Source organism: Embleya scabrispora DSM 41855, from assembly GCF_000372745.1.
Lineage (GTDB): Bacteria > Actinomycetota > Actinomycetes > Streptomycetales > Streptomycetaceae > Embleya > Embleya scabrispora.
On the sequence record NZ_KB889572.1, the window covers coordinates 1 to 15,797 of the forward strand.

The 15,797-nt window shown below is 64.8% G+C and carries 7 protein-coding genes; 2 read left to right on the forward strand and 5 right to left on the reverse strand.

The genetic code is table 11. From position 1 onward, the window contains the following. Positions 1–606 precede the first annotated feature (606 nt). Positions 607–954: a PadR family transcriptional regulator gene (locus tag A3IC_RS52775; protein WP_205354784.1), complete on the reverse strand. Its 348-nt coding sequence runs from the start codon at positions 952–954 to the stop codon at positions 607–609. 1,025 nt (positions 955–1,979) lie between these two features. Here A3IC_RS52775 and A3IC_RS0105945 point away from each other — a divergent pair. Then, positions 1,980–2,507, forward strand: a complete 528-nt coding sequence (locus A3IC_RS0105945) for a DUF1877 family protein (protein WP_158695823.1) — start codon at positions 1,980–1,982, stop codon at positions 2,505–2,507. A gap of 95 nt (positions 2,508–2,602) precedes the next feature. Here the strand turns inward: A3IC_RS0105945 and A3IC_RS68365 are convergent, their stop codons facing one another. Both A3IC_RS68365 and A3IC_RS52780 read right to left on the reverse strand, forming a co-directional pair. Then, the gene (locus A3IC_RS68365) at positions 2,603–3,529 is read right to left on the reverse strand and encodes a hypothetical protein (protein ID WP_158695824.1); all 927 of its coding nucleotides are present in this window, start codon (positions 3,527–3,529) and stop codon (positions 2,603–2,605) included. 100 nt (positions 3,530–3,629) lie between these two features. Then, positions 3,630–9,863, reverse strand: a complete 6,234-nt coding sequence (locus tag A3IC_RS52780; RefSeq protein WP_158695825.1) for an RHS repeat domain-containing protein — start codon at positions 9,861–9,863, stop codon at positions 3,630–3,632. A gap of 613 nt (positions 9,864–10,476) precedes the next feature. Here A3IC_RS52780 and A3IC_RS52785 point away from each other — a divergent pair. Further along, entirely contained in the window at positions 10,477–13,518 is a 3,042-nt protein-coding gene (locus tag A3IC_RS52785; RefSeq protein ID WP_158695826.1) for a VCBS repeat-containing protein, read from the forward strand. A 390-nt stretch (positions 13,519–13,908) separates the two neighbouring features. Here the strand turns inward: A3IC_RS52785 and A3IC_RS52790 are convergent, their stop codons facing one another. Beyond that, positions 13,909–14,871 (reverse strand): helicase associated domain-containing protein, encoded by a 963-nt coding sequence (locus A3IC_RS52790; RefSeq protein WP_020549147.1) that lies wholly within the window; start codon positions 14,869–14,871, stop codon positions 13,909–13,911. Positions 14,872–15,559: 688 nt separating this feature from the next. After that, on the reverse strand, positions 15,560–15,797 hold a 238-nt coding region (locus tag A3IC_RS0105970; protein ID WP_020549149.1), incomplete at its 5' end, for an integrase core domain-containing protein.

A 15,797-nucleotide genomic window follows, 5' to 3' on the forward strand; every position in this document is an offset into this window, starting at 1 on the left:
ACCACCTGGACGCGGACGGTCTGCACTGGCGTGACGGGAAGGAACACGGTCGCCCTCCGAGCGGAACCGCCATCGTCTCGCCCTACGATCTCGACGCCCGCTACTGCACCAAGCGCGGCGTCGGGTGGACCGGATACAAGGCCCAACTCACCGAGACCTGCGACGAGGACGGCCCGCACNTGATCACCTACGTCGCAACGGTGCCGGCCACCGAGGCGGACATCGACACCACCAACCGGGTCCACCACAGCCTCGCCCGGCGCAATCTGAGCCCGGGCGAGCACCTCGTCGACAGCGCATACGTCACCGCCGAGCAAGTCATCGACGCACGCGACAACCACGGCATCTCCCTGCTCGGTCCGGTCACCCACGGCCCCGATGGCCACACATACGACGATCCCCACGACCCACTCGGGTTTGGTCGCCCCGAGGAACGCGGGACCCCCGCCCTGGGACGCGACGAACACGGCATCCCATCCGTCCTGCGCCCGGTTCATGTGATGGGTACTCCAATCCTGTTCGCGCCGCCCGAGGAGATCCCGAGCGGCGAACCGACGCGCGGTTCACGCGAGTTCGCGAGAGGCGTCGACGGGACAGGGGAAGCGGTCATCCGTGTTCCCCCTTGACCTGTGGTCCCGGGAGCCAGATTCCCGGCGACGGCGCCGGGGCCCGGGTGAGTTCGTGGAGTTCCGCCAGGGCCTGGCGGGCGGCCTGGAGGCCCTCGCCGGTCATGGTGTAGTGGCGGCGGGCCGGCCGCCCCTCCTTCTTGGGGTCGATGTCCTCGGTGGAACCGACGATCCAATGGGCCTTCTCCAGACGGGCGAGGATCGGGTACAGCGATCCACTCGCCAAGTGCGCGGCGTGCATGATCTCCATGCCGTACCGCGGCTGCTGCGGGTCCTCTACAAAGACGCGAAGGACCTTCGCCACGGTCGTGGTGACGTTGACCCTCACGCTGTCCCTCCTTCTGAGCATGAAATGAGCATTTATATCCCCTATGTCGACCGCCCGAGTTTCCTCCCAGTAGAAACCAGGCCGTGTAGCTACTCTACATAGGTCTATCGATTGTCTATATAGGGTCGTGGAAGGCCGCGCTGGCGAACTGTGCTCGTCGAGCGTCGACCTCGATTACGTCGAGCTATCTCCGCAGCCGACATGCGAAGCCCTGCGTGGCTGTGACGTTGCTTTTTGTGCACGCAACCTCCGTCGACGACGCCGACAAGGACCCGAGGCCCCATGGCCCGCCGGTGACACGCGACCGTGCCCCGACCCGGCCGGGGGCCTTGCCGGGGACGGTTCGGAGTACGCGGGCCCACAGACGGCCGCCGGGAGGCAGCTGTGAGGAGCTGTGAGGCCGGGCGGCCAAGGCGGCGCCGACGCGCGGAAGTGCTTCGGTCCCCTTATGCGTGGGCCCAGCAGCCACCCACGTACCGGTGCCCCGCGTGTTGGCCATGGCACGCTCATGCGCTGGAAATCAAGCCCGCCTACTCTTCCTGGTGGGGAATGCCGCCCGCGTCCGCGAGCGGCCGCGCAGCGGGCGACCTTGTTATGCAAGGTGGCGCGGGCTTCGGTCCGACGGTCTCGAGGATGGCCCCGGCTCGGGTGGAGCCGTCGTTCGTCTGGAGCATGCCCTCGGTAGCGTCGTTGGAGGAGTGGTGTGTTGGCTGGCCCCGGCTCTCGGGGCACACGAGCCTTGATCGTGGTACGGCGTCGAGGTCGAGCAGCCGAGGCCAGCGAAGTGACGAAGGCGAGGACCAACCATCGGCGAGGTGGACGACGCACGCCCTGCCACGGTGACGACGACGCAAACGGAGTGCCGGCTGCGGCTCCGGCCACCATGAGGGGTCCCCCGACATGACTGCTCGATAGGATCACGGAGATGGCTTCGCGTCTGCTCTACCACAGGCACTCCATACGGCTGCGGCTCCGCAGGCGCGGTTGCTCATAACCATGGACGCGGTCGAGTAAGGGGTTCTTTGGTGAGTGTGGATTTCTATTGGCGCAGGGTTCCCGAATCCGTTCTGTCCGAGTGCTCGCCACGTGAGCTGGCTGCGTTGCTTCCGTCTCGCTTCGACGAAGAGCACGAGCTGCTGGCGGAACGGGGGCTGCTCGTGAGCGTTGTGAACCTGGATGCGCTCATGCACTTCACGCTCACCCGCGGGGCCCCCGGACGTACCGACCAGGACGATTGCGCGGTCTATGGCGGGGAGCCCCGGGTCGAAGGCGAAGAGGACCCGGACTACGGGTTCATCGGTGTGGAAGTGTTCGTACGCTTGCCCGATCAGGTAAGGGAGGCCGCAGAGTCGTTGCGGGGCCTCCCCTACGAGGAGTGGATTCGGGGCTGGGGCACCGAGCACGCCGCGGAGGCCGCCTTCGTCGGCAAGGCCAATGTCACCTGGGAGCGGGACGATGCCGATCGCCTCGTGCGGGGTCTCGACCGACTCAGGGACTTCTACGACGGAGCGGCGAGGGCGGGCGACGCGGTCGTGTCCAAGGTCGTTGCCTGACTTCGGAACCCGCTCGACGTTCTGTCGCTCGGCAATGCCGTCGATGCACTGATGACGACCCTATTTCCTTGATTCGAACATTCGGTTTCTGTCGCTCAAGGGGACGGTTTCGCATGCCCCACAGGGAGTGAATAGACGATTCCCAGGGGGCTCTCACCCGGGTAAAGGGGGGCCTCTCTTGGAGTGGATGGCGGCAATACGGGGGACAGGATTCTCCAGAGTTCGCGCATGCTACCGGGATAATAGTTCCGGTAGTCCTCACAGGCACGCACGAGGATGCCACCGCCGGGGATCCGGGAAACCTCATGCAATGATTCTGCGGCGAATGTCTCGAAACCTCCGAGCCGATCCGCGATGGATTCCGGGAACATCGTGATCCACGAGTATCCCCTGATCATCTCGTCGTCGACCAGCCGATTTCTTGCCGGGTTGCCGTACGGAAACGGAAGCGACATTTCCAGTCCCGTCCTCCCGAGGCTCTGCCAGTAGCCGATCTGGCCGAATCGTGTGTCGAGTCCCGTACTGAATTCCCGAAGAAGATCGACGAGAAAATCCTGTGTCGCCTTACCGTGCTCGCGATCGAGCAACAGATCCTCCTCGATGGAAAACGAGACTCTGTAGGATCCTGAGACGGGCCACTCCGCCTCGAAGTCGAACTTCGCCCAGCGGCCGTCGGATTCCGTTTCTCCCGGCGGTGCGGGAATGAACAGGGTCAGAGACAGGTCCGAGTAGCCGTGGGAGAGGAATCGTGCCGCGTCCGCTGTTCCCTCCCTGCCGAGGGGAGCTCTGCCCACGGGGATGGCGTCTCGGTGTGAACGCGACCAACTCCCGAACACCTTGGAGAGATCTCCCCATTTTGCGGATGGAAAGTCGAACGGTTTCGGGGATTCCTTGGCGAATCGTTCGGGTTCGTTCGAGAAGCGCCGTATAGCAATGCCGAACCACTTTTGCGCGATGTCCTCGGCTGTTTTATCGTCGTCCGTTGCGACGACCACTTCGGCGGTGAGATGGTGTTCGCTCACGTGATTGTCCCCTCGTGGATCGGGTTGCTCGCTGCTGTGGCGGCGTGGAGTGGGCTAGACGCGTCGCCCACTCCACGCCGTACCTACTACTGGTTCGAGGTCATCCGTTGGCCGGATTGGTTACGGCTGCCCCGCCTGCGGCAGCTCCCCAGAGAATGTATCCCAAGCCCGTGACGACGGCCGCCTTGGCGAGATTTTCACCATTATTCGCCACGAAGTCGAATACTTTGAATGTCGCCGGTGCCCGAACGGGGACTTCCTTGAGTTTCGGATCCGAGGGCCCTCCCGTGTTATTCGTCCACCAGCCGACGACTCCTTCGTACTCCTTGCCTGTGTAAGGGCTTCCGCGTCGTGTTCTCGTGGATTGAGCGATCAGGAATTCCTTTTTCTTGCCGGGGCCGGCTTTCGGTTCTTCAAGATCCACCGTCGCGAGGAACGGAATATTGAAGCCTGGCTTGACCGTCTTGCCAGCAGTGCCAAACGTGTCTTCTTGGGCTTGGAAGGCTCTGACGTAAGTCGCGATCTGGCTTGCTCCCTCGGGTTCGGCTGTCAGGGAGGATTTCACCTCCCAAACCCACAGGGTGTTTCCTTCATACATGATGATGTCTGCCTTTCCATCTGCGGATTTTGTCCCGTGGTAGTTTCCGCCCGGTACCGGTACTTCGATCATGATTATGACGCCAGGCTTTTGAAACCTCGATTTCAAATACCCTGCGACAAGTCGCACCGCCTGATTGTGTCGTGCCCCGGCCCTTCCTCCCGGCAGTGCCTCACCGGTGGGATTTTGGGACCCGGGAGGTGGAAAGGGGGTGACGTTCGGCGTCCCGGCTGCCGGTGTCCCGCCTGCCGGTGTCCCCCAACCCGGCGTCCCGGCCATGTGGGTGGCGTTCCAGTCGGGATCGAAGTGATCATCCGGCCTGAGGCCGGTGGGGTCTGCGTTGGTGGCCGGGTTGTTGCCGGCGTACGCATACCCGTGGATCTGTTCAGGGCTGCTGAGGTCGAGGATCTGGTCGACGGATATGAAGCGTCCGACGGCGGGGTCGTATTCGCGGGCACCGATGTGGAGCAGGCCGGTGGCGTCGACGGTTTTCCCGAGGAATCCCTTGTCGTCGGGCCAGAGTCCCGGCCCGGTGCCCTGTTGCGGTTGGGCCCCGCGGGGGCCGCCGTAGGGGAGGGTCTTGCGTCGGGTGACCTGTTGCGTCGCTCCGTCGATCGCCGTGTGCGATGTGCCGTGAGGATCCTCGGCGAGGAAGGTGAGGGTGGTGCCGCCGGTCGGCTTGGCGACGCGTTCGGCGATGGTCTTGTCGCCGTGGGTGTAGTGGCGTGTGCCCAGGACCTTGTCGTCCGACTTGGTCCAGGTGAGTTCGACCTCGCCCAGGTAGAGCGTCGTCTTGTCCTGCTCGCGGCGCAGGAGGCGACTGCCGTCTGGGTCGTAGACGTATGTGGACTCCTTGCCGTTGGCGGTGACCTTGGCGAGATGTCCTTCGAGGTCCCAGGCGAGGGTCTGTTCGTTGCCGGGCAGGGTGCGTCGGGTGGTGTTGCCGGCGGCGTCGTATCCATAGGACTCGGCGGTGGGTCCGGCGGGCCCCGTGGTGGTGATTCCGTCGAGTCGGTGTGCGGACGTCTGGTAGGTCCGGGTGGTGTCCGTTGCGCCGCTGATCCCGTGGTGGGATTCGGTCTTGCGGTTGCCCGTTTCGTCGAAGACGTACGAGGTCCAGTAGGCGTCCGGCCCTCCGACGACGGAGGTCGGGGACGATCCCGGGGCGGTGCCGCAGTTGTCGAGGGCCGTCCAGGCGTCGGTCATCCGGCGGAGCGCGTCGTAGCCGAAGCACTGTGTGTCGGTCTGCGGGGTTCCTGCGGCCGCGCCCTGCTTCTCGACGATCTTGGTGACGTTGCCTGCCGGGTCGTATCCGTAGGACGTGTCGGTGACGTCGACCGGGATGGTGTCGCGGGTGACCTTGGACGTCAGGATCTTCCGGTCGTGGGGGTCGTATCCGAAGGTCTGGTAGACCTTTCTACCGGGGAGCGACGAGTCGATCCGGATCGGGGAGGCGTAGTTGTCGTAGGTGGTGTTCTGGACGTATGCCACCAGCCCTGCGGTACCGACGGGTAGGCCGAGGGCGTTGTCGTAGGTCGTGCGGATGGTCTCGGCGGGCAGGCCCCCCACGGCCGGCAGGTCCACCATCTCCGGCGCACCGTTGCGGTCGTTGTAGTAGTGCTTCCAGGTGTATGTGCCCGCGAGTCGGCCTTCCCTCGCCGGGATGGTGACGGTCTGTGTGACGGGTTGGTATCGGTCGGTGTAGGCGGTGACCGCGGAGATGTACGGCTGGCCGTCGACGTAGCGGGTGGACGAGCTTTGCTGCCCCTTCATCACCGTGTCGTAGAGCCATGAGGTGAGGACGGTGTCGCCGTTCTTGACGGCGGTTTTGCGTCCGAGCGCGTCGTACTCGATCGTGAGTTTGACGTTGCGGGCGTCGGTGATGGACGTGACCCGGTCGGCGGCGTCGTAGGTTCTGGTCGAGGAACCCTGATCCGGGTCGGTGGCAGCGATCTTGCGGCCGCGGACGTCGTAGGTGTTGGTCCAGACGTTGTTTCCCGCGTCCGTGACCTTGGTGAGGCGGCCGCGGTCGGCGTACTCGTAGCGTGTGGAGTGCCAGGTCGTGCGATCGGCGTTGGTGTATTGGCGCAATTCGGTTGTGTTGCCACGTGCGTCGACGATGGTGGTCTGCGCGGTCCCGCCCTGTGGGGGGAGGACGGTGGTGCGGTCGCCTCCATAGAGGGTGGTGACGCGGGTCTTCTCCTGGCCCAGGTACTTGTTGATGGCGGCGGTGGCCCGGCCCTGTCCGTCGTACTCGTTCCAGGTCGACTTGGGCACCGCGTACGGATCGCCGGTCGCCAGGCTCGGCGAGGGTGCCCCGGTGGTGTAGTACGGGTTGAAGACGCGGGAGACCCAGCCGCGGGTGTCATAGAACGTCTCGCGGATCAGCCGGCCGCCGATGGTGGGCGTCTGGTCCTGGCGGGGGCGCAGCTGAGAGTCGAGGATCTCGTACGAGGCCTTGTACTGGGAGTTGTGCATCAGCACCCGGGTGGTCACGACGGTGGGTGCAGTGTTGGACAGGTCGTATGTGAACTTCGCGCTCGGGTAGTCCGCGTGATCGGCCTTGGACCAACCCGTCTCCCACACGGCGGTGAGGCGGCCGAGGGTGTCGTACACCCTGTCGGAACGTTTCTGGTTGCTGTCGATCGTCGCCGTGGGTGCGGCGTTTCGGCGGGGGTCGAACTCCGTGGTGGTGGAGAAGCCCTTGGGGTCGGTGACCGCGATCTTGGTCGGGATCTCGCCGGTGGTTGGGGTGTAGGCGGTGGTGGTCTCCGCGTCGAAGACGTCCTTGGATGACAGCGATCGGCCGTAGATGTCGTAGGAGGTCCGGCTCGTCAGGTCGTAGCCGGATCCGTCGGCTTTGATCGTCTCCCGGCCGGTGACGAGCCCCTTGACCGGCGTTGCTCCGACCGCTCCTTCGTCGTAGCGGGTGCGCTCGTCCGAGATGACGTCCCTGGGCCTTGTGGGCATGCTGTCGCAGGCGACGGCGACCTTCTCCACGCGCGAGACGAGGGAGACCATGTTGGCGCCTGTGTTGCGGGCGTATTCGTAGCGGGTGCACTGCTCGTCGCCGGTGACGTCTACGTCTCCGGCGTCGTCGGCTTGGGTGACCAGGCCGTATGCGTCGAAGCCGGAGGTCTTGGCGGTTCGGCGCCACGATCCGCCGTCGACGAGGGTGCGCGTTGCTTCGCTCCCGGTCGTCGCTTGGAATGCCCGGAGGTCGGGGAGGCCAGCACGTTTGTGGGTCGCGGTCGCGGGTGAGTGCCACGGTACGGTCGTGGACGCGGTGAGCAACGGCCCACCGTCGTAGTCGTAGGACCGGGTCTCGCGGGTCATCCCCTGGAATGCCGGGTGGTCGTCGCTCGGGATGTTCTGGGAGTCGAGGACTTGGGCTCCGTCGAGGCCCCGGAAGTATGTGTTCTCGTTCAGGGTGCGCTTGTCGGCGTTCGCGCCGGTGCGGACCCTGACGGTCTCATATCCGCGGTAGTCGGAGAAGGTGCGGAATTCGGGTTTGGTGAATTCGTCGGTGGACTTCGTCCAGGCGGGGGAGCCGACGTATTCGTAGTCGGTGACCTTGGCTGGAGCGCCCCCGGTGGTGTCTTCTTCGCGGACCTGGGTAACGACGTACTTGTGGAACCAGTCTAGGGTCGGCTTGGTATCTGACGGCTTTTGCCAGTTGACGGGGTAGCAGCGTCTGCCGTTGGTGTCCGGTGCGGGCAGGTTGTCCTTGGTGCAGTCCTTGTCGGTGTAGACGACGGCGATCGTGCCGCCGGTTTCGGTGGTGACGGCGTTGACGCGCCAGCGGATGAAGGGTGGGGCGCCGTCGTTGAGGCCGTCGACCCTGTTGTCCTTCTGGATGCCGTTGAAGGTGACCGGAGGCAGTGTTATCGGGTCGCCCGTGCCGGCTTTGCCGGTGCGTGCGATCGATTCGAGCCAGAGCGGGAACTCGGTCGCGCTGTCGCCGGTGGGGGTGAACTTTTGCCCGAACACCCACGAGTCGACGTCCTGGTGGGTGCCGCCGGTCAGGACGCGGGTGGTGATGGTGGTCAACCGCTTACGCGACCAGAATGTAGGGGAATAGTTCCCCTTGCACTCTTTACCAGTCTCGCAATTCTGGTCGAAGGGTACGTCTGGCCAGTACTTGGAGGTGTCCTTCGCCGGATCAGGATCGATCTTCAGCTGTGAGGGGTCGCAGGTGATCTTCGCTGCGGAGTCCGGAATGCAGCGCTCGCTGACGTCGAACTTCACTTGCGCGGGGGCCGGCGCGAACACGTTGTCGGAGCGGAGGCCGTACTCGATGCGGTTCAGCCAACCGCCGCGGACGTATTCGGTGGCCGTGGCTTTGCCGGTGGTCATGTTGACATTGCGGCCGTAGAAGTTCTTCTCCTGGTCGTAGTAGTAGGCCATTGCGTTGCCGCGAGGGTCGACCACGTAGTCCAGGTTCCAGCGCCACGCCTGTTGACAGAAAGATCCGGCGTAGTCGCCGTTCTTTCGGCAGGGCTCGTCCGCGTTGTTGCCGAACACCGGCACCGTGAACGTCGATGCCGTCTCCGGCTTCCCGGAAGTCCAACCGGGGAGTCGATTGAGGCCGAAGAAGTACTGCGCCCCGTCGTTCATGGTGACTTTCCAGTGCTCACCGTCGTCGTCGCCGTTGACGGTGTCCCTGAGGCGTTCGACCCTCGCGCCGTCGTCCTGGGCCGGTTTCCACGTCCCTGGATGCTCGTCGTCGGGCACCAGCTCTGTGGTGGTGCCGTTCAACGACATGACCGCGTTGTCGGTGAACCAGCACAGGTCGCCGGACTTGGCCGTGTTGGCGCTGCCGGACCCCATGTCGTCGGCGCAGCCCTTGTAGCGGCGTTCGATGAAGTTGTTGGCCAGCTCCCATCCGTCACCCACCCAACCGGTCTGGTTGTTCGATACCGCCGTTCGACCGTCGACGGATTGCGAGGAGTACGCAAGCGACAGGACTGGTTGCGGACCCGCGAGCGTCGATGGGGTCTGTATCGGATAGGTCCATGCGAAGCCGCCCGAGGATGCGCCAGCGGCCCAGGAGCCCGACGCCGCGAGGGAGCTGGCCTTGTAGTCGCCCTTGTCGCCCGATGGTCCCGCCACGGCTGCGAGGAGGATCCCACTTGCCGAGAAGGGGGACACGGCTTCCGTTATCAAGCCCTGAGATCGCGCGCCGTCACGACCGAGGTCGATCTCGGCCGAAACGGTGCCCTTGCTTGCGTCGTTGCGCGAAGGCAGCGGAGTGCGTGTCTGACACTCGGGCACGTCGGGTGTGGTGAGTACGCATTCCGGCATTTGTACGAGGGTCAGGCGTGTTCCCCAGTTGCCCCCGTGCGCGGCCGCGAATCCTCTGTAGTCCAGCTCGACGGCGGCGAGGCCACCGCTTCCCATCGGAGGCCGGACTTCCACGAGCAGCCCGTCGACTCCGGCCCTTGCGGTGGCCTTCCGGTCCATCGTCTCGACCACGACGCTGCTCGGAAGCCCCGGGCGCTTCGGCATCCCGTCCCCCAGCAAACCGACTCGGACGGGCAGGCTCCCGGCCTGTACCCAGCCCGGATCTCGCGCCCCGGTCCTTCCGCGGGCGATCGTGGGTCTGCCGAGCAGTTCCACGGTTGTTTTCTCGGCTTTGGGCCAGGAAACCTTGGAGGCTTTGAAATCCTTCTCGGTATCACCCGCAGGCGTGCTGCCGCGAACGGGTTTCACCGGCACGGGCGGGGTCTTGGGCATCTCGGAGCGTGTGACGGACGAACCGTCGTCGGCCGTCGCGGCTGTGGCGGCCGGGGATAGGAATGACGACGCCATGAGCATCGACAACACGAGTGAGTTCAGGCGGCCGAACCTTTGGGCACGGCGACGCGATCCGCCGGGGCGACCGGCGAAGAGGACGGACAAGGCGGCCCCATATCCCAGGGCTGTCCCAATCCTCGCGGCCCAACGCAGGCCTGATTGGCGTAGGAACAGCACAGGTCGTCGAAAGAAACGGAAAAGTAATCCGAACGCTATTGATTGCCGAGGGCTCTTCACAAGCCCTGTTAATCGTTCGACGTAACCCGGCTGTGATGTCAGCCACAGGTCAATCATGGCAAAAGCGGAAAATGTCGATCATGTGCACAATTCGTTATTCCTTATATGACCGATTTCGGTCGTCTGTGATGCGAGTCATATGGGTATCCAGCTGCATCGAATCCATCGCTCGAAAAATTTGCAACCAGCGGGGCAACCTTTTGGTCGGTGGCCTTGTATCAATTCCTTTGGGTTGTGATCCAGGGCACATTCACAGAAAGGCTTTAGATGAGTTAACTTTCCCTGCCCTATATTCACGTCCGCTCTGGAGCCCTCCGTGCCCTTGAAAACGGAGCACCGCATCACGCCTTCCAGGCACCGCTGGTCGCCCGTCCTACTGACGCTGGCCGCGACACTGGGCGTGAGCCTGCTCGCTGTTCCCGCCACAGCCACGACACCCACGCCCACATCACCGTCCGCCCGCGAGACGGTTGCCGGGTTGCCCACCGAATCGAACGTGAAGGCCACCCAACCGGAGGCCGCAGCCGAGGCTCGGCGGTCCGGACGGCGGATCGAGGTGGGCTCGCTACGTTCCGAGAGCACGCAGACCTTCGCCAACCCTGCGGGCACGTTCACTGTCGAGCAGTCCCTGCGCCCGCAACGCACCAAGAAAGCCGGCAAGTGGGTACCGACCGATGCCACCCTGCGGTTCGCCACGGACGGGTCAGTCCAGCCGGTTGCCTCGACCGTCGGCATGAGTTTCTCCGGCGGGGGTGCCAAACCGCTGGTAGAGATGAACAACCAGGGCCGGAGGCTCGGGTTCACCTGGGACACCACCCTCCCCAAGCCGACACTGAACGGCAACATCGCCACCTACAGCGAAGTACTGCCCGGAGTCGACCTCATCGTCTCCGCCGACGTCGACTCGTTCTCCGAGCAGTTGGTCGTCAAGAACCCCGCAGCGGCCAGGGACCCCCGTCTGGCAACACTCAGATTCAAGACCCATACCACGGGAGTCGAGGTGAGCACTGGCCCGGACGGGACGCTGCGCGCCCAAGACGACAAGGGGCGAACCTACTTCTCAGGCTCGCAACCACACATGTGGGACAGCAAGACGCCGGAATCGCCCTCCATGACAGGTTTGCTCAAGGCTGCGGTCACCGGCGACAGCGCCAACGCGCCCACGGCCACCACCCCGATCCCCGCCAAGATCTCAGGCACAACCCTCGAACTGGTCCCCGACCAAGGCCTGCTCACGGCGAGCAGCACCGTGTTCCCGGTCGTGATCGATCCGACGTTCGGCGGCGCCATGCAGAACTGGACCACCGCGTACAAGCCGTACCCGAACACCTCGTACTGGAACGGCGCGAACTTCAACGAGGGAGACGGCAACACGTGGACCAGCGTGGCCCGTGTCGGCCATGAAACCGATACCGGCGGCACCGCCCGGTCCTTCTTCCAGATGGACTCGCGGCCCCTGTGGGACACCCGGGTCGTTTCTTCGACCCTGAGGATCAGGGCCGACCATTCGTGGTCGTGCACCAAGAAGGCCATCTCCGTCTACGACACCCCGTCCATCAATTCCTCGGTCACATGGAACAACACCAACAACGGCACCTGGTGGGGCAACAAGATCTCCACCGCCAAGACCGGCGCGGGCGGGGGCAGTTCCTGCCCCGGCGGACCGGTGGAATGGGACGTCACCGCCGCCGCGCAGTCGGCCGCGACCAACCACTGGTGGTCCTGGTCCCTGGGACTACGGGCCGATGACGAGGCGTCGGTCAACTCCTGGACGAAGTTCGTCGCGTCCACCGCGGTGATGTCGACCGAGTACAACACCCCGCCCAAGGCCCCCACGAGTTTCGCCACCAGTCCCTGGACTCCCTGCGGCCAGGACCCGCCCTTCGGGATCATCGGCGATGCACGGATCTCGTTGCGCTCGCGCGTCGAAGACCCCGACGGCGGCACGGTCAACGCCCGCTTCAGCATCTGGGCCTACGGCGACAACCCCATCATCCTCTACCCCTCCGTACCCGTCTCCAGCGGCGGTACCGCCCAAGTCGAGATCCCCGACGACAAACTGCCCTCGGGCACCTACTCGTGGTTCAGCCGAGCCGAGGACCCCTCCGGGGCCGTGTCCGCGTGGACTCCGATTTGCCACTTCATCGTCGACCGCAATCACCCCTCCGAAGCCCCGAAGGTGACCTCGACCAAGTTCACCCCGGACGAGAACACCACCGGCAAGGCCCGCGAGACCGGCGCCTTCCTCCTCTCCGCAAACGGTGTACCCGACATCCGGAGCTACGAGTACTGGTCCGATTGGAACCCGGAACACATCAATGCTGAGGCCCCCTGCGCCGGATGCGACCGCACCGTGGACATTCGAGTACCGCTCGACGGCCCACACACCCTGTTCGTCCAGTCCAAGGACGAAGCTGGCAACCGTTCCGACGTGACAACCTACGACTTCCGAGCCAATGCCCAGGGCTTCGTTGACAAACCCGGTGACCTCAACGGGGATGGCAAGACCGACCTGCTCGCCGTTGACCCTGCGGGACACCTCAAGATGTACCCTGGAACCGGCGACGGCGGTCATGCCGCTCCGGGTTCGGCGAGCACTGTTGTCGATGCCGACGGACGCAAGTACTGGCAGAACAACCTGATGACGCGCCGTGGTGACTGGAACGGCGACGACTACGAGGACGTCTTGGTCCGCCGCCTCGACCCCGCAACCGGCGCCTACAAATTGTACGTTCATCCGAACAATGGCGAGGGCTACATATGCGTAGCCTGCAGCAATGGAGTCCAGCCCTTCGTCCTGCGTGATCCGGCAAATGATCACCTCCAGAACGCCGACCAGATCCTTGCGATCGGCAACGTCACCGGAGACGACACCGGGATGGGTGACGGATACCCCGACCTCTTGGTCAGCAGTGGCGGCCAGTTGTGGCTCTATCAAGGCTCGGGTCCCGGCTTGATCATGGATTACCCCGGCAGAGAGCCTATCCTTCTTGGCCTGAGCGGCTGGGAGCAGATGACTCTCGCAGCCCCTGGCGACGTCAACGGCGATACGTTCCCCGACCTATGGGCTCGCGACAAGAGCACCGGTGATCTTTTCCTCTACGCCGGGGCCGAGCACAACACCGCCGAAGCAGGAATGGGCGTCGGTCCCAATCGCGTCCGTATCGATGATGGACTACCGGGTACCACCAAGCCGTACATCGTCGCCACCGATGCCAACGGCGACGGGAAAACCGACTTCTGGACCTACGATAATTCCGGCGATGGATCGATGTACATAACCTGGGGGAGCGGTCCGAACGGCTTCAGCGGCTCCCTGCGAACGGGCTGGGGATGGCAGAACTACACCATCGTCTAACCATCCATACGCACTCCGTGCGATGTACCACCGCCTCGAGCTCCTTGCGTAACGGCCGCTGGCCCCCGCGCTGGAACCATCGACCGTGTTTTGAACACCAGCCTGAACGCGTTCGTCTTGGACTGCCTCGAAGGCATCCCTGCCCTGGTCGGTGACCCTTGCGACGACCCCGGGATGGCTCCGACCGCACGGCGGTCGGAGCCATCCCCTCGTGGCGTGTCGCGGGGCACAGCCCGCACGACACGCCACGAGGCGAGTGTGTGGACCCCGCGAAGGGCACCTGCCCACGGATACACCAACCCGGCCTTCGGCGGGGGTGGTTCACCCGAACGCAACGAACACCGCCGCCCGAATGTGACCCCGACCGCACACCCAACCCGACATCCGGTCTCATGTCCATCGCATGCCGAGCGCGTCGAGTGCGGTGATGCGTTCGGCGGGGAGTTTGGGTCGTCGGGTTCTGGTGGTGGTGATCCACACCCCGAGCCGAACCTCTTCGCGCCATTCGTCGAATGCGACGACGGTTTCGACGTGTCCGCGGGGGACTTCGAGGTGCCCGACCCGTTCCCGGTAGGCGGTCGCCGCGCTGAGCGCGATTGCGAAGGCCTGCTCCCGACTCCGCTTGGGCTTGGGCCCCTCCGGCTCGACCACCTCACCCGCCTGCTGCGCCGTGGGCGCCGGTTCGGCCGTCCCGGGTGGGGTGAGCCCGAGCTCGATCAGGCGCTCGCGCTGCTCCTGGGCCAGCGTGTCCCAGCCGGCGCGTTGCCGGGCGACCCACCGTCCGATGGTCTCGCCGCGGTGGACGACGTCGAGGGCGATGTCGTCCAACCGGGCTCCGGTGCCGCGTGCGGCCAGGAACTCGACGGTGTAGGTGAGGCGTCGTTGCCAGGACACGGGCCAGTGCGGTGGGTTCCACGGCTCGCCCTGGACGAGTGCGTCGAGGGCCTGGGTCCGTGCGGTGTCGAGGCCGCTCTTGCGGTCCTGGGCCCGCTTGGTCTCCAGCCACTTGCCGATGGGGAATCCCTCGATCACCGCGTCGCCCGGAGCGGCGAGCGTGGCGTGTTCGCGGGCGTATTCACGCGCTATGGCCAACCCGTCCTCCCAGGCCTGGTCGAGCAGCGACCACACCATTCCCAACTCGTTCAGTTTCTGGATCTGTTTGGTGTTCAGTCGCCCTGCGGCGTATTCCCTGCGTTGTTCGGAGATCCAGCCGCCCAGCGGGAACTTGACGTCGTGGTGGTCGATGTCGACGGCGTCGAGGGGGACGCGTAGGTCGGGATGGTTGCGGCGGTAGCGCTCGGCGGCGCGCAGGCCGCGGAGCCAGTTCCGCGATTGCGGGTCGACGACGCGCATTTCGACGGAGCGGGCGATCTCGACGGGGTCGCGCAGGGTGGAGAACCGCAGGATCGGCCGCCACTCCTCCCGTGTGGCGGAGCATTTCAGTGGTGGGGTGGGTTGGTGGCGGGTCTGGGGTTTCGTGTGTTGGTTGAGAATCCATCGGGTGGGTTGGTGGTTTCGGGGTGTGGTGGTGGGGGTTTCGCGGGGTCGGCCCGGTGGTGGTGGCCTGGGGTTTCCGTGGTTTCGTGGGAACGGTCCGGGTTTTCTCGGTGATGTATTGATGCGTCGTAAAGTAACCGCGGGTTTTTCTCGGGTTTCAGGGTGTCGGTACGGGGTGGCCGCAGGTGGTGTCCGCAGGTCTGATCGGCTTTGTGGCCTGGTGTTTTGCGGGGTTCGGCGATGGTGTCGGGAAGGGTGACGGGTTCTCGTTGTGGCGCCGTGTCTTGGGCAAGCAGGTCTCGGGGCCGGTGTCGGGCTTCGCCGGGGCCGGTGTCGGCTCCCTCCGGGGGCGGGTCGTTGCCGGTCAGGGCGGGTGGTGGTGGAGTCTCGCCCAGAGGAGGTCGTCGGGCGGGACGACCAAGCGGGCGAGTTCGAGGTGGTCGGCGATGTGTTCCAGGGCCCGTGTGTGGCGACACGCGTAAGCCGGCCCGTGGGGTGTGTCTGAGGAGCCCCGCGTTTTCCGGACGGGGTGATCGTTGTTGTTCTATGCCACGAGGTTCAATTCCCGCTCTGGGTGCAGGATTTCGTAGGGTGTGCGATAGCCGAGTCCGGAGTGCAGGCGTCGGCGGTTGTAGAAGCCCTCGATGTATCGAACGACTTCGCCCCGTGCTTTCGCGTGCGTGGTGAAGACGTAGCGGTGGAGCCATTCGTTCTTCAAAGCTCCGAAGAACGACTCCGCCATGGCATTGTCCCAACAAACACCGGTGCGGCCGACGGACTGC